This window comes from Ruegeria sp. 6PALISEP08 (assembly GCF_001238295.1).
GTDB lineage: Bacteria > Pseudomonadota > Alphaproteobacteria > Rhodobacterales > Rhodobacteraceae > Ruegeria.
Genome location: NZ_LGXZ01000007.1, coordinates 59,381 through 84,365 on the forward strand (window position 1 = coordinate 59,381; position 24,985 = coordinate 84,365).

The window sequence follows — 24,985 nt, forward strand, 5'->3', positions numbered from 1 at the left end:
TCACTCCTCGGATCGCGGCCGCAGATTCTGCGGGTCGAGAAGCGCATCCTGATGGACGGTCACCGGGATGTCACGATTCAGAATTCGGACACTGAGACCTGTTTGCGGCGTACCTTTTCGGACAAACAGCCAGCCAAGCGACTTGCCAATCGTGTACCCGTACCCGCCCGACGTCGTCAGACCCACGGGATTTCCGTTCAGTAAAACCGGTTCTCCACCGTGAATGTCGATGTCATCTGCATGTAGCTCTGCGTAGAACAGCTGCCATGTCGGATCGCGTTTCAACAACGCGTCGCGGCCCAGGAAATCACGCCCTTCGCTGACAACAAAACGGTCGAGTCCGACGTCAAGCGGGCCAACATCCGTGGTCAGTTCGCCACTGGCGCGATAAGCTTTTTCCATGCGCATCCCGTTGAACGCATAGGAACCCAGATCGGTCAGCCCATGCTTGGCCCCCGCTTCGAATAGTGCGTCATAGAGATCACCGATCTGACCTAACGGCGCGTGCAATTCCCACCCCAACTCGCCAACAAACGAGACCCGCAAGACATAGCAGGGAATGCCCGCAACACGGATTTCCTGCCCCGAAAGCCATGGAAAGGCGCGGTTGGACAGGTCGGCATCGGTAAGCTCGGACAAGATACGGCGCGACGCAGGGCCGGACAACGCCAACATCCCCCAATCCGCCGAACGGTTGATCATGGTCACATCCTCGCCCGGACGGATGTGTGATCTGATCCAGTCAAAATCCGGGGCGGCCCGGGCGATGGGAGAGCCGGTGAAGAACCGATCCTGAGCAATCCGCCAGATAGTGATCTCGGTCTCGAAACGGCCATGTGATGTCAGCAAATGGTTCAAGCTGATCCGCCCGTCTTTCGTCGGAATACGGTTGGCCGAAAGCCTGTCCAACAGAGCGCCTGCATCCTTGCCTGAGATTTCGAATTGGGCAAACGCGCAGAGGTCTATCACACCGGCAGAATTGCGGGTGGTCTCAGCTTCGGCGCTGGCGTTTTCGTGCCAGCGCTGATGCCCCCAGCCGATCTGCTCAACTTCTCCCACTTCACCGAAATAGCGCGGGCGCTCCCATCCGGCGATTTCACCGAAAACTGCGCCCTTGACGGCAAGCCGGTCATACAACGGGTGCTTTCTCAACGGTCGCAGGCTGTCGAACTGCTTGCCCGGACACGGCGTGTCATGGCGGCGCATGAACTCGTCCTTGGTGCGCTCGACGATGAAGCTGTCCGAGGCGAAATCTCCGTAACGGCGGGGATCGAAGCCGCGCGTGTTGATCTCGGCCTCGCCATGCACCATCCAATCGGCGAGCACCTTGCCCGCACCGCCGCCCCACGCCAACCCGATGGACGAACCACAGGACAGCCAGACATTTGGGGCACCAGATGGCCCCACCAACATCCCACCATCGGGCGTGTGCGTGATGGCCCCACGCACGACACGTTTGATACCAAGCTCGGCCAGGATCGGCATTTTGTCGAAGGCCACCATAAGAAAATCGCCGATCGAGTCATAATCGGCCTGAAACAGCTCATTCTCCGCTGCCCATGGCGCACCTTTGGGCATTTCCCAGACTGTCGGGCAGACATGGCCTTCATAAATTCCGATCAAGCCGGATTTCTGTTCCTGCCGGATGTAGCCGCCATACGCGTTGTCGCGCATCACGGGTAGCTCCGGCCTGTCGGCGAACTGCGGCACGGTGTCCGTCACAAGGTAATGATGCAGACAGGACACCGAGGGGATTTTCAAACCGAACCACTCACCAACCTGATTGGCGTATGAGCCGGCGGCAATCACCACATGTTCGGCCAGAACGTCACCCTTTTCCGTCTGCAGCAGCCACATATCGCCTTTGCGAGAGGCCCCGATTACCCGGTTGTGTCGTTCGATCCGCGCACCGCGCGATCGGGTTGCGACGGCCAGCGCCATGGTCACACTTGAGGGGTCGATATGCCCATCCGCATAGGTGCGAACCGCGGCCTTCACGTCATCAACCCTGTAAAACGGGTTGATCTGCGCCACCTCTTCCGAGCCGATCAGATCCATTGGCAGGTCCAACAGCTTGCCCACGCCCATGATCGATTTCATCCAATCGACTTCATCGTCGGTGGTGGCAATCCGGATGCCGCCGACTTCGTGCCAGCCGATGCTTTGCCCGGTTTCGGCCTCGACCCGCTTGTAGGTTTCGATGGAGGTTTTGTTGATCCACCCCATAAGGCGGCTGCCAACCGCATGGGCGATCTGACCGGCGGCGTGCCATGTGGAACCGCTGGTCAGTTCTGCTTTTTCAAACAGGATCGTGTCAGTCCATCCGTTTTCCGCCAGCTGAAACTGCGCGGCAACGCCCATGATGCCGCCGCCTATAATGGCTACCCGTGTGGATTGGATCGTATCGCTCATGCGAAAGCTACCTTTGCGGGTTTGAGAGAAGCTTTGGCGGCAAAGCCTGTGCAAGCGATCTCGGCTTCGAAACCGTCCACAACATCCTGTGTTTCCAGAAGATCAAGCGGAGCGTTGATCAGGCCAAGCGCCACTGAGCGGCCAAACCGGTAACTCCACGCGGCCGAGGTGATCTGGCCCACTACGTTGCCATCGAAGTAAATAGGCTCATCATGCAAGGGGATCGCAGCGGGATCGTCAAACAAGATCGAAACGATGCGCCGCTTGGGTTTGTGGTCCTGCAAGGCATCTTCACCGACAAACCCGGTACCCATGGCGCAGAACACGCCCAACCCGGCCTCAAGCGGAGTGGTACCCGGTGTCAGTTCGTGGCCGAAAGCCCTAAAGCCACTTTCGATGCGAAGCGATCCGCTGGCATAAAGCCCCGCATGGCTTGCCCCAGCAGCGACCAGCGCTTCGTGCGCAGCCATCGCCATCTCGGCCGGGATGTAGAGTTCATAGCCTTCTTCGCCGGTAAAGCTGAGCCGCCCCGCCCATCCTCGCGCCAGACCAATCTCAACCGGGGCGAACCGGAAGCGTTTCAGTTCGGGCACAGGTGTGTTTGTCGTTACTTGCAGAACCTCGCGCGCTTTCGCTCCGGCGAGCCCCAATATGGCATATCCACTAGTCACATCAGAGAACTCGGCACGATAGTTAGTCCTAGTGTCCCGCATCCGTTGCATCACACGGACGGTCTCATTGGCGCCGACGATCATCAGATAGGTTTCAGGCCAATGCCGCTGCACGGTCAGATCACTTTCGACACCGCCGCGCGCGTTCAGAATCTGAGTGTAGGCGATACGGCCCTCGGGGATATCCATTTGCGCGGCGCAGAGCCGGTTCAGAAAGGCACATGCATCCGGCCCCTGCACCATGATCTTGCCAAAGGCGCTTTGATCCAGAATGGCCGCACCGCTGCGGCAGGCTTCAACCTCTTGTCCAACCTGATCACGCCAGGCTGGTACACCAAAGGTCAGCGGCAGATGGGCGGCTTCGCCACCGAAATGCACCGCGCGCTCCCAACCTCCACGGGCTTCGAATTGCGCTCCGGCGGCCACCAACCCGGCATGAATGGGCGACCGGCGCTGACCTCGCGCTGTCTCCATCGTGCGCCCGGGAAAAGGATTGTCATAGTGCCGACCCAGCACCTCGGGGATGCGGGCTTCCAGCGCGCCAAGGACGTTCATTTCAGGGCTGAACCGGCGAATGTCGGCCTCGTTCAGCTCTATGGTGGGTTCACCGGCAATAATCCATTCGGCCAGCGCTTTGCCTGCTCCGCCAGCCAGAGCAATACCGGTGGAGTTCATCCCGCCCATCAGAAACAGCCCTGGCACTTCGGGGCTTTCGCCCAGAATGAACTGACTGTCGAGGGTGAAGCTTTCAGGCCCGTTCAGCAACATCCGCACCTCGGCCCGTTCCAGCGCCGGAATACGGCGCAGGGCGTTTTCCATCATCGGCATGAAATGGTCCCAGTCCTCATCCAGCAGATCGAATGAGAAATCGGCAGGCAATTTTTCCAGCGGCAGACCCTTGGCGTGTGGCTCGAACGAGCCCACCAGTAGCCCTTCAACATCGTCACGGGCATAAAGGAAAGCGTCCTGATCGTTCAACGTGGGCAGATGTACGCCTTTTCCAAGGGCCTGAACCTCGGGCAAGGGTTTGGTCAGGATGTAGAAATGTTCACAAGCATAAAGCGGCATGTGCGCTCCGGCCATTGCCGCGACCTCGCGCGACCAGAGCCCACAGGCGATCACAACCTCGTCGGCCTCAATGACGTGGTCGCCGACCTCGACGGCAGATATCCGACCGCTTTTCTTTTGCAGGCCAGTCACGCGGGTATCTTCAAAGATCTGAACCCCTCGCGCCCGTGCGCCTTTGGATAGCGCCAAAGCCACGTCAGAGGGGTTGACCCGCCCATCCGAGGGCGACCAGACAGCGCCAATCACATCATCAACCTCGATCAGCGGCCACAGATCCTTGGCACGGGTCGCATCCACAACCTCGGCCTCAAGCCCGAAGGCACGGCCAAGCGAGACTTGACGTTTGATATTGGTCAGCCTGTCTTGGTTGGTGGCAAGCGTCAGTGAACCCGTTTGAGTCCAGCCCGTAGCTTGCCCGGTTTCACGTTCAAGCTCGCCATAAAGATCGATGGAATAGTTGATCAGCTTCGTCAGTGTCGCCGAAGGCCGCAAGCGCCGCACCAGACCGGCCGCGTGCCATGTGGTGCCGCTGGTGAGTTTCGAGCGTTCCAGAACAACGATGTCCTTCCGCCCTTCGCGCGCCAAATGATAAGCGACCGAACAGCCGATGACACCACCGCCGATGATGACGGTTCGGGCATGGGTGGGCAATGTCATGACAGCACTCCGTCGCGGATGAGATCGGATACGGTGTCGCGGAAATGCACGACCGCCTCGTCGATCAGGTCGGGTGTATGTGGCAGACCAGTGACGCAGGAGGTGAAGGACATGAAGTCCACGCCTCTCTCCAGCAACCCGTCTCGCAAACCTTTGACAACAGCGGGGGGTGTTTTGCGGATTGCGGCGGCATCCAGCCCGTCAATGGATCGCCCGCCGAAATAAAGATGGCAGGTCGAGCTGTCGCCATAAGCCAATGCTTGTACGTCCAATGCTCGGAATACAGCGTTGAAGCCATCGCGCAGGCGCGCGGCCATTGCATCGGCGTGGGTCTGAACGTCACCGGTCGAGAGGATTTCTATCGCCTTGACCGCACCGGCAGCCACCAAAGGGGCTGCATTGAAGGTGCCCTTGTGGCTGACCGGAGGCGACAGCCCGTCGCGGGTTTCACTGGGGCTGAGCAGATCCATGATATCAGCCCGGCCGACAACTGCCCCACCGGGCAGACCTCCGGTGACAATCTTGGCCAGCGTGGTCAGATCCGGTGTCACTCCGTCACGCGCCTGCCGTCCGCCTGGCGACCAGCGCAGGCCGGTGATCACCTCGTCAAAGACCAGCACATGACCAGTTTGATCAGTCAGAGTCCGCACCCCCTGCAAGAACCCGTCCGGCAGCGGGACCGAACCGTAATTTGCGCCGGATGCCTCGACAAAAACGGTTCCGATCTGCGGGTCGCTGTCCAAAAGTTCGGCGACAGCGCCCAGATCCAAGGGAGATATCACCGTCATATCGGTGACAGCGTGCGGTATACCCAAAGAAGGCGCTGTGTTGATGCCGGGTTTGGCACCTTTCATCAACATGTCGTGCCAGCCGTGGAAATGGCCATCGATGCGCAGCACTTTATCACGGCCCGAATGCGCACGGCCCAGTCGCAGGGCCAGCATCGTCGATTCTGTGCCGGATCCTGTGAAACGTACCCGCGCGGCAGATGGAAACAGACGGTTTAGCCATTCGGCCCATTCGACCTCAAGCGGATGACAATCAGCGGTATAGGGCATCCGCGCCATCTGCAGGGCGACAGCTTCGGCGATTTCGGGATGGGCGTGACCCAGTATCTGACTGGCAGCACCCAGTTTGAAATCAATATAGCGCTTGCCGTCCACATCCCATTTCTCGGCCCCTTGGGCCCTCTCGAAATAAATCGGATGTGGGGTTTTATACCGCAACTCGTGACTGACACCTCCGGGCATCACGGCATGGGCGCGGGCGCTGAGGCTTTGACTTTTCATGAGGATCTGCCGGTTTGCTGTCGTGTCAAACGAATGTCGAAACGCGCGCGTAGCGCCCGATCAACGTCATCAGGAATGTGCTGTGGGAAGTGGCCGGACATTATCTCGCGCGCTTTGTCCCGCGCGATGTCCCCCACTAGTCGACAACCGTCTTCCTGCCATTCCCGCGGTGTCTTGCGATCCCCGATTTCAGGGTAGAAATAATCTGATTTCATCCGGTTGAACGTGTGTTGTTCGCCCAGATAGTGCCCTTCACCCCGACAAACGTCGGCGATTACATCGGCGGCAATATTCTCTGACGTGGCCTCGATCCCGCGTAGGGTTCGCAGGATATTGCCCAGCATATCATTGTCGCTGACGTAGGCCGCGTGGCTGACGCCCAGCAAACTGGCCTGCATTCCCGCAGCTTGAGTAACGATGTTCGAGCCCGCATGGGCAGCCATGGTCACAGCCAGCGATTTCTCGGCCCCGTATTGCGCATCCAGACATTTGGCGTCGGTAATCCCAGCGATAGAGGAGGTTGGCAGATCGAAATGCCGCCCCATCTGCGCAGCGCCAGCCATCAGAATCGCTTGTTCTCCACCGCCGCCGCACATCGAACCGGTGCGCAGATCTGCAACCAGCGGTTTGGGCGCAAAGATTGCCTTGACCTCTGGGTCAACAAGGCGGGCGAACACAAGCCCCGCCAGCGTTTCGGCCACGGCCTGCACCAACGATCCGGCAATGGTGGCCGGGCTGGTTGCCCCAGCTTGTCCGGCGCTGATAAGTTGAACCGGGAAACCCGCCAGAATTGCGGCTTCGAGCACTTCACATGCCTCTCCGGCAAAGCGCATGGGTGGCACAACGTGGCACACCATTACGGTCAGGAAAGGTCGGGCGCGAAAAGCCGACTCGCTGCCGGCGACGGCATAACATAGCTGCGCAATCGTGGACACATTTTCAGGCGCGCTGATCGACATCGACACATGTTTGGACGTGCCTGCCAGACAGGCATAAGCGGTGTTGAGGTCCATCACCGCATTGTCTTCGATGTCCCGGGCGACAACCGAACGGCTGAAATGGTGGATGTTTTCCATCTGGTCGACAATCCGAGCCGCGTCATACAGGTCAGCCAGTGTTGAATCCCGGTAGTTGCCCGTTTCCAGGTCAAACACGCCGGGGGCCGCACCGCCGCTGGACATGTGCACGCGGGCGTTGCTGATATCCAGGTCGTGTTCAGGTGTTTGAGCGCAAAGGGGAAAGTTGCGCTTTGCATCAACGATGGACTGTTGCACCAACGCGCGGGGGAACAGCAAACGGTTGTCGGCCGTCATCGACCCACCTGCCGCAAGCACCTTGTCGATCATCGACGGAATAGCCTGGCTAAGGCCAAGCGTTTCCAGCAGCGTCAGCGCCGTTTCTTCAACCAGCGCCGCCTCGTCAGGCAAAAGCGGCTTAAACCGCCCACCATTGACACCCGGCCAGACCGGAGGGTTCAACGCGGGTTCAGTTGTTTGGTTCAGCCGCTGCTTGCGGCCACGCCTGCGGGCGGTAGAGGTCATTTTGCATGAGTCCAGTTTAACTATCTGCAATAGTTGCGGCCATAATGGCCTATTTACAAATGGTCTTTCCTCAGCATTTAGTGAGTTGAACTCATCAGTGAGAACCTCATGCTTCCATCTCTATCCGCGCTGCGCGCTTTCGACGCTGCGGCCAAGGCTGGCAGTTTTCGTGCTGCGGCCGAGCGCCTTGCGGTGACACCAACGGCCATCAGTCACCACATCCGTGGAATGGAAGGTCAACTGGGCACGTTGCTGTTTGAACGTGTAGGGCGTGAAGTCAGGCTGACAGAAGACGGAAAGCGGCTGGCCGAGACAACGGCGCAGGCGTTTGGACTGCTGGAAGACACGGTTGGAACCCTGCGCAGAACATCACGCAAGGTTGTGCGCCTGGCTGCTGGACCCATTCTGACAGCCCGATGGCTGATGCCGCGCATCAGCGATCTGTGGCAGAGTTTCCCAGGGGTTGAGCTTGAGGTCGTGCCCTTTTACCGCCCGCGCATGGGCGATCAGACGCATGCAGATATTGTCCTGAGCTGGCATCGCCTGGCGGATATGCCACGTGGTGCACTCAAGTTGCTGGAACTACGGCCTGTCGCTATCGCCAGCGCGCAGTACATCAAACAATACGGGCCAATTGACACGCCCGAGGACCTGCTGAACAAACCTATCCTACACCAACGTAACCACTGGGGGTGGCTTGACTGGTTTGTCGCAATGAACGTGCAGCCCTCATCCGCGTTGGAGGGCGTGATCTTCGAAGATGCTAATATTCTGTTGCGCGGCGCAGCCGAAGGACAAGGTGCGGTTGTGGGTTGGTTGCCGCTGATCGATCAAGACCTCAGAGAAGGGCGCGTGCTGCGCCTTTTCGACGAAGATATCAAACCAACGCATGGCTATTTTGTCGAAGCCCAGGACGAAAGCCGGGACCGACGCGAAGTTCAGAACGTGCTCCAGTGGCTGGTTTCGCAAGGTTGAGGGTGTACCCGGCAGTGCCCAGCCTGTGAGGAGCACGTGCGCATCGCTTGTCCCGATGCGCTTGGTGGTTTTTTGAGGCCCCACCCCGCATTTTGGGCAGGACCAATTGTTTTGGACGCGTGCAGAGGTTTTAACCGCGCAGCCTTTCGCCCTTTGGGTCGAATGGAGCCTCTGCCAGAACTCGGCCTATGTGCGGCGTTCCGATCACCTGGATCACCACCTCATCACCGGGGTTTGCCACTTCGGGGTTGCGGAACCCAAGGGCAAGCGACTTCCCGACCGAATAACCGTACGCCCCGGATGTGACCCGGCCCACAGGCGCACCGTCGGGCGAAAAGATCGGCTCGCTGCCCGTGGCGTCGGCGTCTTCGGTCACGTCCAGTTCGAACACGGACAAAACCTCGCGCGGGGTATTGTCCTTGATCGCCAAATAGGCGTCCTTGTGCAGGAAGTCCTTGTCCAGTTTGATCAGCCCGGTCAATCCGACCTCTTGCGGCCAATACTCCTGAGAATATTCCCGCCCCCAGGACCCATAGCCCTTTTCGATACGCAATGACCCCAACGCACGCCCACCAACCGGGCCTCCGCCGCAATCCTTGGCAGCTTCAAGCAGTGCGGTGTAAAGCGCAACCTGATCGTCTTCGGCGCAATGCAATTCCCAACCCAGATCGCCGGTGAAGCTGACGCGGATGGCCACACATTCCACACCCGCGACGGTGATCTTCTGCGACCGCATGAAGCGGAACGCTTCGTTCGACAGGTCGGCATTGGTCAGACGCGACAGCGCTTCGCGCGATTTGGGGCCAGCGATGTTGAACCCGGCGATGCGATCGGTCGCAACCTCCAGCGTGGTGCCCTCGGGCATTTCGACCATTTGGAAGAAGCGCTGATGATAGCGTTCGGCCATGCCTGAACCGATCATCATGTATTCGTCTTCGGCCAGCTTGGTAATGGTAAAATCACCTGCCACACCGCCGCGAACCGAGATCAACGGAGTCAGGCAACTGCGCCCCACTTCGGTCGGCACGCGATTGGCGACCAGACGGTCCAGCCAGTCGTAAGCGCCCGGTCCCTTGATCACGTAATTGGCAAAGTTCGAGATATCGATGATACCTACGCTGTTGCGCAGCATCTTTACCTCGCGCCCAACCTGATCGAACCAGTTTTGGCGCGTAAAGCCGGTGGTCTCTTCGGTGCCGGGTTCATCGGCAAACCAAAGCGGGTGTTCCCAGCCGCAGTTGAGTCCAAAGACGCAGCCCATCCGTTTCTGCATCTCGTAAGCGGGACGTACGCGGGCCGGGCGTCCTGCGCTGCGCTCTTCATTGGGGAAGTGGATCTTGAAGCGGTGGATGTAGGAATCCTGCACGCGTGCTTTGGTGAATTTCTTGTCGGCCCAGTCACCAAAACGGGCCAGATCCCAAGCGAACATGTCATAATGCGGCTCGCCCTCGATCATCCATTGCGCCGCCAAAAGGCCCAGACCACCAGACTGCGAAAACCCGGGGATCAACCCCCCGATCAGAAAGTAATTCTTCAGCTCGGGCACCGGCCCCCACAGCATGTTTGAGTCAGGCGACCAGATCATCGGCCCGTTGATCACCCGCTTGACCCCGGCGGTTGCCGCAACCGGCACCCGCTCGGTGGCGCGGATGACGTTTTCCATGATCCGGTCCAGGTCGTCGGGGAACAGGTCATGTGCAAAGTCCAGCGGCGTGCCGTCTTCGGCCCAGAACTTCATGTCTTTCTCATAGGCACCGATCAGCAACCCGTTGCCTTCCTGCCGGAAGTAGTATTCGCCGTCACGGTCGGCGATCGAGGGCAAACGGCGGCCCAGATTGGCCACTTCGTCGATGGCTTCGGTCACGAAATACTGGTGTTCGGTGGGTTGCAGCGGCAGGGTCAGGCCCGCCAGTGCCGCCACTTCACGACCCCAAAGGCCAGCGGCATTGACCACCCACTGGGTATGAATGTCGCCCTTGGGCGTACGCACGATCCAGCTGCCATCGGACTGTTGTTCAGTCCCTATGACCGGGCAGAACCGTTCAATTGTGGCCCCCATGGCCCGGGCCCCAGCAGCATAGGCGTGAGGAACACCCGAGGGGTCCACATTGCCACCATCGGGTTCGTACATGATGCAACGAATGTCATCGAACTGCGCCAGCGGATGGAGTTCTTTCGCCTCTTCCCGGCTGACCTCGTGGAAGTTCAGACCGTAAAATCGTGCTTTGGCCTCTTGCAGGCGCAACTGCTGCTCGCGCTCTTCGGTCTGGGCCAGGTAAAGCGACCCGGGTTGAAACACCCCACAGCTTTGGCCGGTTTCCTTCTCCAGTTCTTTATACAGGTTCATTGTATAATGCTGGATACGAGTGATGTTATTGTTGTCATGCAGACCATGAATGTTGGCGGCCGCGTGCCAGGTTGAGCCGCTGGTCAACTCGTCCCGTTCCAGCAGGATGACGTCAGTCCAACCGAGCTTAGCAAGGTGGTACAGGATTGAAGTACCGGCAAGACCGCCACCTATGACAACAGCTTGTGCGTGGGTTTTCATCAGTAAATGTCCTTAAGCTCACCGCATTTCATGAAGTGATCGATCTGAGTTGAAGGGCTGCAAGTCTGAACTGACGCAATTCTCGGGGTTTGGCTCATGGCAGGTGACGCTTTGTGTTGTCTTTCAAAATGTTGGTTTGGACCCTAGGGTGGTTCACATCTTGTGACATGCGAAAAAAACTGTGGCAAAGCGGTCGATTTTTCTGCGCGTCTGGCGCGCAGGTTTTGATCCGGTGTGTCCGTGCCGCACCGGACGAGGTCCGCTTAACCAAGCAGATCGCCCGTCTGTGCCGCCACCGTCATCAGCCAGTCTTGAAACAGCTGAACCGCAGGAGTGGCCCCCGTTTGCCGGAGGTTAGCATAATAAGCCCAAGGGCTTTCCAGATTCAGATCGAAAGGTTCTATCAACAAACCTCGATCCACATAGGGACGAGCAAGCGATTTCGGCAAGGCCACACATCCCAGAGATTTCGAGGCCAGCTCCAACGCAAGATTCGAGACATTGGTCCTTGGACCTTCTTTCTGGTTCAGATCTTCCAGCCCGAATTCTACCGCCACCTTCTCCCAATAGGCGGGGCGTCCAAGAATGTGAATCAGTTGGGCACTGCTCAATTGATGCGGGTCCCTCATGGGTTGATCCGCGACGCAATAGTTCGGGGCGCAGACAACAGTCAGCTTGTCCGTCCACAACCGCGTCAGGCCCTCGGCTACGTCGTCGACATGGCTAATGATGATCGAGATGTCTGAGACGTTGGGATCGACATCGGTCCAAATCGTGCCGTGAACAGTCAGGGAAATGTCGGGATGCACCTCCGTGAAACTCTGAATGACATCGGGCAACCAGTTTTCGGCCAAGCTGACAGGACAAGAGACGACAACTGTTCGGGTATGAGGTCGCAGCACCAGAGATTGGGTGGCCACATCGATTTCCTGCAACGCATGGCGCACCGAGGGCAGATAAGCTTTGCCCACATCCGTCAGTGACAGAGACCGGGCGTGACGCACGAAAAGCGGGCGCTTTAGAAACTCTTCAAGCGAACGCACGTGATTGCTGACAGCCGACTGCGTACAATTCAGTTCTTCCGCCGCGCTGGTAAAGCTGAGGTGACGGGCAGCGGCCTCGAAAGAGCGCAGAAAGGACAGGTGCGGCAGGTTCATCATGTGCAGTGATCCATGGCAGTTTACATGTCGAGTATGGCGAAGCAGGCCCGGCCTATTGTACTTTTGCGACAAAAAGAATTTTACATATGGGACAAGACGGATCTCATTGCCACAAAAATTCCGGGGCCAATGCCCTTGGATTGTTTTCGTGCCGCCAAAGTAAAAGGCGCTTAATTTTCTGCCAAGATCGGTATCCAGATCCCAAAAACACAAGCAGGCAGGCCGTGGCGGACAGATTTCAAAATATTGCAGACTTTACCCTTGGAACATCTGTCGAGGATATCCCGGCCACAACGCTGAGAGCTGCCGCGCGGATGACGCTGGACACGTTGGGTATCGCGATCGGATCCGCACCCATGACGGCCGGGGTGATCGCACGCGAAACCGCCCGCGCACTCTATGGCGCGGGTGACGATGCCTATGCTGCGCGGATGCTGTTTGATGGTCGCCCGGTCAGTGCCGCCGGAGCCGCCTATGCTGCCGCAACCCAGACCGATAATCTGGATGGCCATGACGGGTATAACCCGACCAAGGGCCATATCGGTGTTGCGGTTATTCCCGCGCTGGCGGCTGTGGCTGAAACGGTCAGAGATTTTTCAGGCCCCGAAGCTCTGGTCGGTGTCACCATTGGCTACGAGGTTGCTGGTCGGGCCGGGATCTCTTTGCACAACACCGTCAGCGATTATCACACTTCGGGCGCATGGAACGCGTTGGGAGTGGTGGCAGTTGCGGCTCGGCTACGTGGGCTGAGCGCCGAGCAGATGCGGCAGGCCATGGGGATCGCCGAATACCACGGGCCCCGCAGTCAGATGATGCGGGAAATCGCCAATCCTACCATGTTGCATGACGGTTCAGGTTGGGGTGCCTTGGTCGGAGTATCTTCGGTCGTTCTGGCGGAAAAAGGCTTTGTTGGCGCTCCTGCGATCACCATCGAAGCGGACGAGGTCGCGCCATACTGGCAAGACCTGGGGCGGTTTTGGCAGATGGAGCGCCAATATGTGAAACCCTACCCGATCTGCCGTTGGGCACATGCCGCAATTGACGCAACACGTGCGTTGATGCGCGATCATGAACTGAATCACACGGATATCGCGGCGATCCGGGTCAATACCTTCCGCGAAAGCGCTTGTCTGTTTCAAGGGATGCCAGACGATACGTCGAAGGCACAGTATTCCCTTCCGTTTGCGGTCGCCACCATGGCCGCCCATAGGCGGATCGGGGTCGAACACATCACTGGCGCCGGGCTGTCGGACCCTTTGGTCGCGTCGATTGCCGATCGCATTTCCGTCTTTGAGACGGAACGCCACTCACGCCGCTTCCCCAAAAGTCGGTTCGCCGATGTCTCGATAACACTGACAGATGGGCAGGTTCTGGACTCAGGCGATGTACACGCGCGGGGCGGGCCCGAAGCACCTATGGATGACGCTGAAGTGGACGAGAAGTTCATGGAATTTGCAGCCCCCTCTTTGGGAACGGACCGGGCCGAAGCCATACGTAAAACGGTATGGGGGCTGTGCGCACCTGGCTCCAAATTCTCGGACTTGGCGGAGCTGCTTTATGATGAGCCGTGAGTTCAGGCGATTTTCGAGGCGCGAGATCGAGCTATGCCTCTGATCCACCTAAGAAGTATGCACACCAGCAATAAATCGTTCTGCTCCGCCTTTTTTTCACCCAGCCCCTTCAATTCTCAGACCAGGATTTCAACGACGTGCACGAAGGTGCTAACACCCGCGAAAACTTACAAAAGAGAATAGATTGAGACTTGAAGACACGGCCCCCGTTTTGAACGGAAGCCGGCTCCAAGTATGCCAAGTCTTACGCTGGGGTGGACAACCCCAGTTGTTCAACAACGGCGCCTGCGGCTTGGGCCCAACGTTCTTTCAGTGCGCTGTTTCGATTGTGACGCAAACCGATCGACGTCAGAAATGCGAACCGTTTCGGATCGTCTCCGCCAAAGGACACCGCGACACGGGGCCACCAATAGTCCACGGCGCGTTGCATCTGCTCTGTCTCTCCGCTTTCTGCCAGCTTCACAGCACCCTCAAGCGCAAGCGCGCCATGATGAGCCTCGACAGGGGCGATCTGACGGAAGACCTCCGCGAGGGGTTGGTACGAAACCGTCGAAAACTCAGCCAATTGCTCGGCCACCGCGCGGCTCATCAGAAGGTTCATGATCACGGCGTCGGTCCAGCCTGAGATCGGATAGTTGAACACCGCAAGACGCATGTCATGTTCACTGCGGGTCGCACCGACATCGTCATCGCGATCCAGCCGCGCGGTCCAAGGATGATGCGTAGCATATCGCTCGGTATCTGCACCGAACTCCCCCATGATTTTCAGGACGCGGTCTGCGTGATCGGTTTTCTCGAGCACGATTTTGGCAGCCGCGATCCGTTCCTTGATGCCCGGCCCCTGGTTGATGATATCCGCAAAACCGGCGGCGCCTGCCAATTCGCTATCCACAAAGGTTGCCATCAGCTTCATCAGTTCGGCGCGGTAACGTGGTGGCACATTGGTCGGGTTGGTCAGCACCCCGCCCGCGGCCAGATAGCTGTCAAGTGTCATGGCTTCGGTCATTTATCCTCTCCCTTTATTGGTCGTAGTCCACGACCACGCGGTCTGTTACCGGATAAGCCTGACAGCTCAGCACATAGCCTTTTTCGACCTCGTAATCCTCGAGCGCATGATTGGCGAGCATCTCGACCTCACCCTCGAGCACGCGGCAGCGACAGGTGGAGCACACACCAGCTTTACAGGCGTAAGGCGCGTCCATGGCGTTTTCCAAGGCTGCGTCCAAAATGGACTGATCCTTGGGTAGGGTTACTGTTTGGGTGGAGCCGTCGAGCGTAATTGAAGCGCTGGTCTGGTTCGCCTGCTTTCCAGCTTCTGCCGCAGTTGTCTTGCGCTTGGCCCGACCAGGTTGGGCGCTGGCAAAGAGTTCGAACTTGATCTGGTTGTCTTCAAGCCCGTGCTCCCGCAGCGCGGCGGCAATACCCAGCATCATCGGTTCAGGTCCACAGATGAAGGCCATGTCAACGTTCTTGATGTCGATCCAGTGTTTGAACAGCTCGCCGCATTTTTCCTGCGTCACGAGCCCCGTGAACAGATCAATCTCCTGGGCGTCGGTCTCAAGAATATGGATCACGTTCAGGCGGCCCATATAGAGGTTTTTCAAGTCCTCAAGTTCCTCTCGGAACATGATCGTGTTGACGCCCTTGTTGGCATAGATCAGCGTGAAGTGGGACTTGGGTTCGCGGGCCAGCGTTGTTTTCAGGATCGACAGAACCGGTGTGATCCCCGATCCGCCAGCAAAGCCGACGTATTGTTTTTCCGCGTCCGCTTCGATTGGCACGTGAAAGCTGCCCATCGGTGGCATCGCCTGCACAACGTCGCCAACGCTCAGTTCCGCGTTGGCCCAGCTTGAGAATGCTCCACCATCTACACGTTTAATACCAACCTGAAGAACGCCGTCATCCTTGCCAGCGCAGATCGAGTATGAGCGACGGAGTTCTTCGCCGTCAAAATCGCGCCGGAACGTCAGGTACTGACCAGCGGCAAAGTTGAATTGGTCCGCTCCGCAATTCGCGGGCTCAAGCGTCACGACAACCGCATCGCGGATGGTTTTGTGGATGTCGGTGACTTTCAGGTCATGAAAACGTGCCATCCGGTGCTCCTCCTCAGATGCACTTGAAATAGTCAAAGGGTTCCAGACAGTCGGTGCAGCGCCAATGGGCCTTGCACGGGGTCGAGCCAAACTGGCTGACTTTTTCAACGGCCTCGCTGCCGCAACGCGGGCAACGTTCTGGTCCGCCCGCCGGTTGTGGCGGCGCGATCCCATAGTCTTCCAGCTTGGCACGGCCTTTTTCACTAAGCCAATCGGTGGTCCAGGCAGGTGCTATGCTGGTTTCGATCCGCACATCGCCGATCCCATGGTCGCGCAATGCGGTTTCGATATCCATACTGATGACGGACGTTGCCGGACAGCCGGAGTACGTTGGTGTGACCCTCACAACCAGCGTTTCAGCGTCCCAACGCACATCACGAACGATGCCCAAATCCACGACCGAGATCACCGGAATCTCTGGGTCGGGAACGGCGTCCAGCCAGCTCCAGATCTGATCAGTCGAGGTCTGCATCTGCTCTTACCACTTTGCCCCAGGATAGGCGCGCTGCAGCCATTGCATCTGCGTCAGCAGGTGGCCCAGATGCTCGGTATGCATTCGCCCGTCGCGACCACCTTTATGAGCAAAGCGGCTTTCTGGAATAGTCAGCGTTGCCTGGGTCAGAATCCGCTCGACCAGAGCGTCATATTCCTCTCGCAGGTCGATTGGGTTCGGCGCGATACCTGCGGCGACAATCTTGGCGTCAACCTCGTCGCTGGCAAACATCTCACCGACATAAGGCCACAGATAATCCAAAGCTTCCTGCATCCGGGTATGGCTTTCCTCGGTGCCGTCACCAAGACCCACAACCGTGTCGCCCGAGCGTTCGAGGTGGTAGGCAACCTCTTTGCTGGCCTTGGCGGCAATGGCGGCGACACGGTCATCCGAGGATGTCATCAAGCGCCCCAGCATGATCGAATGCCAGGCATCGAACAGGAACTGGCGCATCAGCGTGCGGCCGAAATCTCCGTTCGGAACCTCGACCAGCAGCACATTGCGGAAATCCCAGGCGTCGCGCAGAAAGGCCAGATCATCGGCGGATTTGCCGCCCTCAATCTCACCTGCCAAACCCAGCCACATCTGCGTCTGCCCGATCAGGTCCAGCGCGGTATTGGCCAGCGCAATGTCTTCCTCCAGGACCGGCGCGTGACCGCACCACTCACTGACCCGGTGGCCGAGGATCAGGGTGTTGTCCCCCATCCGCAGCAGAAACTGCAGCAAAGCGTCATTGGAAACCGAAACACTCATTACATCGCTCCCACTTCATCGGGAATGTCGAAGAAGGTTGGATGGCGGTACACTTTGCTTTCGCTGGGTTCATACAGCGGGCCTTTGTCGCTGGGCGACGAGGCAGAGATATTGTTGGCCTCAACCACCCAGATCGAAACGCCTTCGTTACGGCGGGTGTAAACATCGCGCGCGTTCTTGATCGCCATTTCCGCGTCCGGGGCATGCAGCGAGCCGACATGCCGGTGGCTCATCCCATGTTGGCCACGGATGAAGATTTCCCACAGGGGCCATTCAGTGTTCATCGGGTTTCCTCCTCAGGGTAAGCTTATTCAGCGGCCAGATTGCCAGCCTTTTTCTTGCGAGCATGGGCCAATAGCCCGTCTCGGACCCATTTGCCGTCGTCCCACGCCTTGTTGCGGGCTGCCAGACGGTCGACGTTGCAGGGACCATTGCCTTTGATCACATCGAAAAATTCGGACCAGTCGGGTTCCGAGAAGTCGTAATGTCCGCGTTCCTCGTTCCACTTCAGGTCCGGATCAGGAATGGTCAGGCCCAGATATTCAGCCTGGGGCACAGTCTGGTCGACAAATTTCTGGCGCAGCTCGTCATTGGTGTTGATCTTGATCTTCCATGCCATCGATTGCGCGGAATGGACCGATTCTTTGTCGGACGGCCCGAACATCATCAGCGACGGATACCAGAAACGGTTCATCGCATCCTGCGCCATTTTCTTTTGCTCTGGCGTACCTTCGGCCATCTTGCGGATCGCGTCATAGCCTTGCCGCTGGTGAAAGCTTTCTTCCTTGCAGATGCGGATCATGGCGCGCGAATATGGCCCGAAAGATGTCCGCTGCAGCGGTACCTGGTTCATGATAGCGGCCCCATCGACCAGCCATCCGACCGCACCGATATCGGCCCAGTTCAGCGTTGGGTAGTTGAAGATCGACGAGTATTTCATGCGCCCGTCCAGCAGCATCTCAGTCAACTCATCCCGGCTAACGCCCAGCGTTTCAGCGGCACAGTACAGATACAACCCATGCCCGGCCTCATCCTGCACCTTGGCCAAAAGGATCGCCTTGCGCTCCAACGTGGGTGCGCGGGTGATCCAATTCCCTTCTGGCAATTGTCCGACGATTTCGGAATGCGCGTGCTGGCCGATCTGTCGGATCAAGGTCTTACGATACCCCTGAGGCATCCAGTCCTTTGGTTCGATCTTGATATCGGCATCAATCCGCGCCTGGAACTCTGCCAGTTTTTCCGGATCGTCATTCGACGCCTCGGATTTAACCATCTGAGCGTACATGTCCCGTCTCCTCCGTTACACGCGTTCAAGAATAAGAGCCGCACCCTGCCCAACACCCACACACATGGTGCAGAGCGCATAGCGACCCCCAGTACGTTTCAATTGATAAGCTGCGGTCAGCACCAGACGCGCACCACTCATGCCCAGTGGGTGGCCCAAAGCGATGGCCCCGCCATTGGGGTTTACGTGCGGTGCGTCGTCCGGCAGGCCCAGTTCCCGCAAGGTGGCAAGGCCCTGAGAGGCAAAAGCCTCATTCAATTCGATCACATCCATCTGTTCGATGCTCAGCCCTGCACGGGCCAGAACCTTTCGGCTGGCGGGCACCGGGCCGATGCCCATGACGCGCGGCGCAACACCCGCAACCGACATACCGACCACACGAGCCATGGGGTTCAGTCCATTCTTGGCCGCTGCCGCCTCATTTGCCATCAGAATGGCTGCCGCACCATCATTGACACCCGAGGCATTGCCCGCCGTAACCGTCTTGTCCGGCCCATTCACCCCTTTGAGGCCCGATAGCTTTTCCGCTGTGGTTCCGGCGCGTGGATGCTCATCAGTGTCCACGATGATCGGATCGCCCTTGCGCTGGGGCACTGAAACCGGAGTGATCTCATCCTTGAAGACACCCGCCGCATGAGCGGCCTCCCATCGGGCCTGGCTGCGCGCGGCAAAGGCATCCTGATCTTCGCGGCTGATACCATAGTCTTCGGCCACGTTGTCGGCGGTCTGCGGCATGGAATCTACGCCGTATTCCTGCTTCATCTTTAGGTTCACGAAGCGCCAGCCAATAGTGGTGTCGTAAACCGCATTGCTGCGCGTGAACGCCGTGGTTGCCTTGGGCATCACAAACGGCGCGCGGGACATGCTTTCCACGCCCCCCGCAATGGCCAGATCGTAATCGCCTGCCTTGATGCCACGCGCTGCCATTCCAACTGCGTCCATTCCGCTGGCGCAAAGACGGTTCACCGTTGTGCCCGGCACGTCGATCGGCAACCCGGCTAACAAGGCCGCCATGCGTGCAACGTTCCTGTTGCTCTCTCCGGCCTGATTGGCATCTCCATAGATCACATCGTCCAAACTGGCCCAGTCGACCTGAGGATTGCGTTCCCTCAACGCCGCCAAGGGCTGAGCAGCAAGATCATCTGTGCGAACCGACGACAACGCCCCGCCATACCGTCCTATCGGTGTTCGCGTCGCGTCGCAGATGAATGCGTCCATCTCTGAGGTCTCCTGTTCGCGCCCAAATTTATTAACCGTCTGGTCGGTTGATATTGAATCAATCGATTCGAGGCAAGCTTTATGTTACCCCGATACGAAAATTTTCAAGTATTCTGTAACATATTGAGGCAAGACTTTACCATTTCGATGTTCGGACAGAATAGAGCTTCGAACCTAACAATACTTAGCAGACCAGTCGATGCGCGGGTCTAGGTAAACATCAATCGCCCAGCACGGCTTCCAGCGATGCAAGGCTTGGACGAGGCAACCTGTCCAGCAACTGCAACACCTTCTGGCGACACTCTGCACCTTTCCAGTCTGCAGGCAGAAACGTGGGGGGCAAAGAGGGATGACGCAGGATAAGTCGCCGCCACCCATGCACGATCAGAACGCGGAGAACGGCGGTTTGTAAGGGGTCGTCCAACCCGTTGGCAGGCAAATGCCGCTCGACAAGCTGAAGCGTTGTCCAAAACTGCTCATAAGCTGCTTTCAGGGGTTCAGGTCCACACAAATCCCGCATCCAGTCGGGAACTGAAATGGCGCTGCTTTCAATCCCCAGCAGATCCTCCAGCCCATCGGGAACTGGACCCGGCGCTATGGCAGTGGACGGGTTGACAGGGATATAGTCGCCAATGAGCATCAGGTCTGACAGCTCTTTCCGGGACCTCTCGGAAACGCTGGCGATAAGCACATGCCAGGTGTCAGGGTTGTTGGTGTCACGGGCATAAATTCGTGGCGCGGCGGCGGCACTTTGGTCGCGACCAAAATCCGTCAAACGGTGCACACTGTTGCGCCCCACCCGCGTGCTTTCGATCCAACCTTCCTTGCGCAATCGGTGAAGCGCAACACGCGTCGCCTCGGACTTGATCCCCGCCAGACTGGTGAGCGCCGTGATCAGCGCACCGCTGATCTGATCTGACCCGCTTTGGGCAAGATCACCAAAAATCGTAACCAGCACTGACCATACCCGCTGCGTGCCGTTGGCAGTCAGCTGGCCGATGCAGGTTTCGAACCAATCCGGAGCCGTATCTTTCATACGCCATATATAAGCCGGACCGAGTGGAAATGCCATCCGACCTTGCAAGCGCACCATCGACTCAATGCTGCATAATGTTCGACACTGTGACTGCCGCCGACACCCCGGTGTCCGGGCCTTCGCCCACAAAACCCGGTCCGGCGCACGGTTCTTAGTCTCAGTGGACTTGGTCTTAACGTCACACAATGGCTGCGTCAGCGTCGGTTTCGGCGATCCAGCAAGCCACTGCTTGTTATGATCTTCGAAACTTGGTGTTCGCGTCTGTAGGCCATGATGTGCATACCCGACACACCTTGGATTTCGCGGATCTGCTGTATCAGTTCGATGCAGATCTTCTCACCTTCAGCTGCCTGGTTTTCCGCCCCCTCAATACGCGCGATAACATGATCTGGAATGTGAATTCCTGGCACGTTCGATCGCATCCAACGCGCGGCCCGCGCCGAAGCGAGCGGACCAACGCCAGCCAGCAAAAAGATCTGTTGATCCAAGCCCAGATCCCGCACTCTGGACATGAATTGCTCAAACCTCGGGAGGTCAAAGACATAGTTTGTCTGGATGAACTCGGCACCCGCCTTGACCTTTTTGGCCAGCCTGTCCGGACGCCACTCCAAGGGATCGACGCATGGGTTTTCTGCCGCGCCGATGAATAGCCGAGGCGGGCGACTGATTTTTCGACCTGAAAGAAACACACTTTCATCCCGCATCGTGCGCAAAGTGCGCAACAAAGAAACGGAATCCAGATCAAAGACTGGCTTTGCCCCCGGTTGATCCCCCGACCCGACGTCATCGCCGGTAAGACACAGGACGTTTTTAACACCCAGCGCCGCCGCGCCGAGCACATCCCCCTGAATGGCGATGCGGTTCCTGTCACGGCACGAGATCTGGTAAACGGCCTCGTAACCGGCCTGAACCAGAAAGGCCGAGATTCCCAGCGACGACATGTGGCAGTTCGCCCCCGAGGCATCGGTGGCGTTGATTGCGTCAGCAACTTCGCTCAGCGGTCTTGCAGCCTGATAAACATCATCGGGGTCCGCGCTGTCCGGAGGATTGAGCTCTGCCGTGATCGCAAATTTTCCGGCCTTCAGCGCAAGTTCAAGACGGCTGCCAGAGACAATGCCTTCGGACAGTTCCGGGTAGGAATTGGTTGGTATATCTAATCCCGTGGCCATGGTCCTATGTGTCTTTCTTCTCGCCGGGCTCGGGTGCAAGCGGTGCCGTGGCCGGTTCCTTTTCCCGCGCGGATTTAAAGGCTCTGGCGACAGTCGAGCGGCGGGCCTCTTGCGCTTCGCGCAGGCTGACGGCCTTCTCACGCGAGACACGCAACCAGGAAGATGTGCCTTTCAGCGAATGATCCACAGGCGGCAAGACGATTTCGATCTGGTTCCCGTGTCTCATCCGCGACGCGCCATCCCATGCACAGACCCAGACGCATTTCATCTCGGGCTTGACCTCACAATACCCACCCGGCCGGACACCCCCACAAGGCCCATTCCGAAGGGTCTTGGGGCAGTTCATAGGACAGGACATACCCGTCGAAGACAATGCGCATTGCCCGCACATCTTGCAATCAAACAGAAAGGACTTGGTCCATCTTTCCAAGGTCGCAACAAAAGGCTCGACGCGTTCATACCCGATCCGCCGAAACACCGGGTCAAGCGAAACCAGAGAGGCTTCAACGCGGCGATAGATCCATTCAAACGAACGAGAATGGCGGACTGCAAATAGTCTGACGCGATACATCCTGCTTCCTCCGACTCGTTGAATTGTTCGATCCGCGGAACTCTATCTTGGTGGGATGGACCTTTCAGAGCAAGCCTGCTCATCTGCGCGGGACACGAGGGCTGCGCGCCTGTTCAAACGAAGATGACTACGAATGTGGCGTGACCCGTCGGATTTCCAAAGCCATCGCAGATCGTTCGGTGTAGCGACCGCATGGCGCAACCCGAACCAGCGACCCCGTGCACCTGATGTCAGCCCCTGCCAGACAGAAATGCTTCACGGACCTTGTCCAAACTTGCAAAATGATCCCAAAGGCCTCAGCCAGGGTCACTCCTTAATAGCCCAGATTGGCACCTGTGCCCTTCTACGCGGCGCTGTGGCGCGTCAAGAAGCCCGAGAGCTTTGCCAACCCGGCCTTTAGGTCTGCTGTCGGATTGGTGTAGCCGAGGCGTAACCAGCCTTCCATATCCATGGCACTGCCCGGGGTCAGCATCACCCCCTCCTCCTTCAACAGCGCCACACACAGATCACGCGAAGACATGGGCAGGTCGTACTTCAACAAAGCCGTGGTCCCCGACTTTGGAGGCACCCAACTGATCAACGGTTCATTCGCGATCCACGCTTCAACGATCCGCAGGTTCTCCCTCGTGATCCGCTGTGCCCGCGCCAAAATCCTGTTGCGGTTTTCCAACGCCATAGCCGCGAGCAACTCGTCAACTTGACCAACCGAAATGGTGTTGTAGTCCCGGTGAACCATCACCTCATGCAGCATGTCTTTAGGTCCCGCGATCCAACCAACCCGCAAGCCCGCCAGGGAATAAGCCTTGGACATGCCCGCTGTGCTGATCCCTTTTTCGTAGAGGTCCGCAACCGCAGCCGTGAACCCATCGCCGGTCTGGTCAGTGCCGCGATAGACTTCATCGCACAACACCCACGCATCAACGCTGCGGGCAATGTCGACGATCTGCTCCAGCAACGCGCGATTCATCAGGGCGCCGGTCGGATTGTTGGGGTTGTTTATCGCAATCAGCCGCGTGTCTGGCCGCACCATCGTGCGCAACTCGTCCAGGTCAGGCAAGAACTCGTTTTCAGGTTTCAGGTGCAACAACTCGATATCCGCACCGATGCTTTCGGGGATCGAATAATGTTGCTGATAAGTCGGGATCACAGAAATCACGTGATCCCCGCGCGAGACAAGTGTCTGATGTACCAACGCGTTGGCTCCGATCGTGCCATGCGTTGTCAGAATATTTTCGCGCGTCTGTCTTTCATATAGCCCACAGATAGCGTCACGCAAACGATCCGACCCTTCGATAGCGCCATAGGTCATCTTCATGGCCGACAGGTCACCAAGAATACTGTTATGCTGACCGGCCATTTCGAACAGTTCACCCAGCGTGATGGACTCAACACAGGTTTCCGCCAGATTAAATTCGCATTTGGTTTCGAACTCATTCATCCACATTTCGACGCCGAAAGGTCTGATGTCCATGGGTCTCTCCTTAAGTCTCGGTCACGCCAAAGCCGCATCGTAAATGGCGCGCGCTATGAAAATATCTTCCAGACCCAGTCCAATCGAGCGGAAAAACACCGGCTTGCTGCCCGACGGTTTGTCACAGGATTCGGTTTGCAGTTCGGCAAGATCGCCACGGATGGCAGTGGCAGACCACCCAGCCTCTGCGGCCAGCTTCATTTCTCCGGCGGACGCAGGGGTGGTCGCGCGATAATCGCAATAAACCTCGGCGCTGTTCAGGAAGGCCGGGTCGACCTCATGTGCGTTGGCCACATTGGTACTGATCGACGTGACCAGAGCGCCTGGCGAGACTGACGCTGTGTCAAAGACAGGCGTTCCGGAAGAGGTACACAACATGACCACATCCACGCCCATTCCGGCCAATTTGGCGCTTTCGACAATCTTTACGCGTGCATCTGCATCACGCCACTTCGCTGCAAGAGTATCATTGCCACTCAGACTTGGGGAAAAAACGCGGATCTCTTTCCAATCCCGGAGGGCCAGAACATGCTTCAGATGCGCTTGAGCAACTTTACCCGACCCAATTACCGCCAGTATTTCCGCCTCCGAGCGCGCCAGATGATCAACGGCCAGTGCCGTGGTCGCGGCGGTCCTTTCCGTGGTCAGTTCACCTGAATCGCACAGCATCAACGGCTGACCTGTCTTCATGGACATCAATACCGTCCAAGCGGTGATGACCGGCTTGCCAGGCTTCACAAGATAAGGCGACAGCTTGGCCCCAAACAATTCAGCGCCAGTGCTTGCACCCAGATAAGTGATGAAGTCGCCTTTGTCATTTGGAAAAAGCGTCAGGGCCTGCGCCGGCTGCACTGCCTGGCCGCGCCCAAGCTCTGTGAACAAGGCACGCATCGCGCCCAAGGCGTCGACCTTCGACAAAAGATCCTGCACGGCAGCCGCATCGAATACCAATGCAGATTGGGAGGTGTCGGTCATGACAGGTTCCTTGCTTTTCGGTCCAGACA

General features: G+C 58.0%; 20 protein-coding genes. 2 read left to right on the forward strand and 18 right to left on the reverse strand.

Features of this window, described 5'->3' with window-relative positions; all coding sequences use genetic code 11:
- Genes ALB80_RS11930 through ALB80_RS11945 form a run of 4 tightly spaced genes read right to left on the reverse strand, consistent with a single transcriptional unit; the run spans position 1 to position 7,638 of the window.
- Positions 1-2,412, reverse strand: coding sequence for an FAD-dependent oxidoreductase (locus ALB80_RS11930; protein WP_050604299.1), 2,412 nt, complete (start codon positions 2,410-2,412; stop codon positions 1-3).
- Entirely contained in the window at positions 2,409-4,808 is a 2,400-nt protein-coding gene (locus tag ALB80_RS11935; RefSeq protein WP_050604300.1) for an FAD-dependent oxidoreductase, read from the reverse strand. Before ALB80_RS11935 ends, ALB80_RS11930 begins: the two co-directional genes overlap by 4 nt.
- Entirely contained in the window at positions 4,805-6,097 is a 1,293-nt protein-coding gene (locus tag ALB80_RS11940) for an aspartate aminotransferase family protein (RefSeq protein ID WP_050604301.1), read from the reverse strand. The genes ALB80_RS11935 and ALB80_RS11940 overlap by 4 nt, the downstream gene beginning before the upstream one ends.
- Positions 6,094-7,638 carry a trimethylamine methyltransferase family protein gene (locus tag ALB80_RS11945; RefSeq protein ID WP_050604302.1) on the reverse strand — a complete coding sequence of 515 codons (1,545 nt, stop codon included), beginning with the start codon at positions 7,636-7,638 and terminating at the stop codon, positions 6,094-6,096. The genes ALB80_RS11940 and ALB80_RS11945 overlap by 4 nt, the downstream gene beginning before the upstream one ends.
- Positions 7,639-7,746: 108 nt before the next feature.
- Between ALB80_RS11945 and ALB80_RS11950 the strand changes: the two genes are divergently transcribed.
- Positions 7,747-8,613, forward strand: coding sequence for a LysR family transcriptional regulator (locus ALB80_RS11950; protein WP_050604303.1), 867 nt, complete (start codon positions 7,747-7,749; stop codon positions 8,611-8,613).
- Positions 8,614-8,743: 130 nt separating this feature from the next.
- Here ALB80_RS11950 and ALB80_RS11955 read toward each other — a convergent pair whose 3' ends face one another.
- Positions 8,744-11,161 carry an FAD-dependent oxidoreductase gene (locus ALB80_RS11955; RefSeq protein WP_050604304.1) on the reverse strand — a complete coding sequence of 806 codons (2,418 nt, stop codon included), beginning with the start codon at positions 11,159-11,161 and terminating at the stop codon, positions 8,744-8,746.
- 263 nt (positions 11,162-11,424) lie between these two features.
- Positions 11,425-12,321: a LysR substrate-binding domain-containing protein gene (locus ALB80_RS11960; protein ID WP_050604305.1), complete on the reverse strand. Its 897-nt coding sequence runs from the start codon at positions 12,319-12,321 to the stop codon at positions 11,425-11,427.
- 224 nt (positions 12,322-12,545) lie between these two features.
- Here ALB80_RS11960 and ALB80_RS11965 point away from each other — a divergent pair, with 224 nt between their 5' ends.
- The gene (locus ALB80_RS11965; protein ID WP_050604306.1) at positions 12,546-13,892 is read left to right on the forward strand and encodes an MmgE/PrpD family protein; all 1,347 of its coding nucleotides are present in this window, start codon (positions 12,546-12,548) and stop codon (positions 13,890-13,892) included.
- Positions 13,893-14,136: 244 nt separating this feature from the next.
- Here the strand turns inward: ALB80_RS11965 and ALB80_RS11970 are convergent, their stop codons facing one another.
- From ALB80_RS11970 to ALB80_RS12025, 12 genes are all read right to left on the reverse strand, one after another.
- On the reverse strand, positions 14,137-14,898 hold the full coding sequence (locus ALB80_RS11970) for a Phenylacetic acid catabolic protein (protein WP_050604307.1): 762 nt from the start codon (positions 14,896-14,898) through the stop codon (positions 14,137-14,139).
- Positions 14,899-14,911: 13 nt separating this feature from the next.
- The gene (locus tag ALB80_RS11975; RefSeq protein ID WP_050604308.1) at positions 14,912-15,985 is read right to left on the reverse strand and encodes a 2Fe-2S iron-sulfur cluster-binding protein; all 1,074 of its coding nucleotides are present in this window, start codon (positions 15,983-15,985) and stop codon (positions 14,912-14,914) included.
- Between the two features lie 13 nt (positions 15,986-15,998).
- Positions 15,999-16,457: a 1,2-phenylacetyl-CoA epoxidase subunit PaaD gene (gene paaD / locus ALB80_RS11980; RefSeq protein ID WP_050604309.1), complete on the reverse strand. Its 459-nt coding sequence runs from the start codon at positions 16,455-16,457 to the stop codon at positions 15,999-16,001.
- Between the two features lie 6 nt (positions 16,458-16,463).
- Positions 16,464-17,231 (reverse strand): 1,2-phenylacetyl-CoA epoxidase subunit PaaC, encoded by a 768-nt coding sequence (paaC, locus tag ALB80_RS11985; protein WP_050604310.1) that lies wholly within the window; start codon positions 17,229-17,231, stop codon positions 16,464-16,466.
- On the reverse strand, positions 17,231-17,515 hold the full coding sequence (paaB, locus tag ALB80_RS11990; RefSeq protein WP_050604311.1) for a 1,2-phenylacetyl-CoA epoxidase subunit PaaB: 285 nt from the start codon (positions 17,513-17,515) through the stop codon (positions 17,231-17,233). The genes paaC and paaB overlap by 1 nt, the downstream gene beginning before the upstream one ends.
- A gap of 23 nt (positions 17,516-17,538) precedes the next feature.
- Positions 17,539-18,516 (reverse strand): 1,2-phenylacetyl-CoA epoxidase subunit PaaA, encoded by a 978-nt coding sequence (gene paaA, locus ALB80_RS11995; RefSeq protein WP_050604312.1) that lies wholly within the window; start codon positions 18,514-18,516, stop codon positions 17,539-17,541.
- A gap of 15 nt (positions 18,517-18,531) precedes the next feature.
- A complete protein-coding gene (gene pcaF, locus ALB80_RS12000) occupies positions 18,532-19,734 on the reverse strand; it encodes a 3-oxoadipyl-CoA thiolase (protein WP_050604313.1) in 1,203 nt (400 codons plus the stop codon).
- Positions 19,735-19,954: 220 nt separating this feature from the next.
- On the reverse strand, positions 19,955-20,806 hold the full coding sequence (locus ALB80_RS12005) for a PaaX family transcriptional regulator C-terminal domain-containing protein (protein WP_253276871.1): 852 nt from the start codon (positions 20,804-20,806) through the stop codon (positions 19,955-19,957).
- Between the two features lie 158 nt (positions 20,807-20,964).
- Positions 20,965-21,939, reverse strand: coding sequence for a methylenetetrahydrofolate reductase (locus ALB80_RS12010; RefSeq protein WP_050604314.1), 975 nt, complete (start codon positions 21,937-21,939; stop codon positions 20,965-20,967).
- Positions 21,940-21,943: 4 nt separating this feature from the next.
- A complete protein-coding gene (locus tag ALB80_RS12015) occupies positions 21,944-22,510 on the reverse strand; it encodes a methylenetetrahydrofolate reductase C-terminal domain-containing protein (protein ID WP_050604315.1) in 567 nt (188 codons plus the stop codon).
- Positions 22,511-22,853: 343 nt separating this feature from the next.
- Positions 22,854-23,981, reverse strand: coding sequence for an aminotransferase (locus tag ALB80_RS12020; protein ID WP_050604316.1), 1,128 nt, complete (start codon positions 23,979-23,981; stop codon positions 22,854-22,856).
- A gap of 21 nt (positions 23,982-24,002) precedes the next feature.
- Positions 24,003-24,956: an ornithine cyclodeaminase family protein gene (locus tag ALB80_RS12025; protein ID WP_050604493.1), complete on the reverse strand. Its 954-nt coding sequence runs from the start codon at positions 24,954-24,956 to the stop codon at positions 24,003-24,005.
- Positions 24,957-24,985 lie beyond the last annotated feature (29 nt).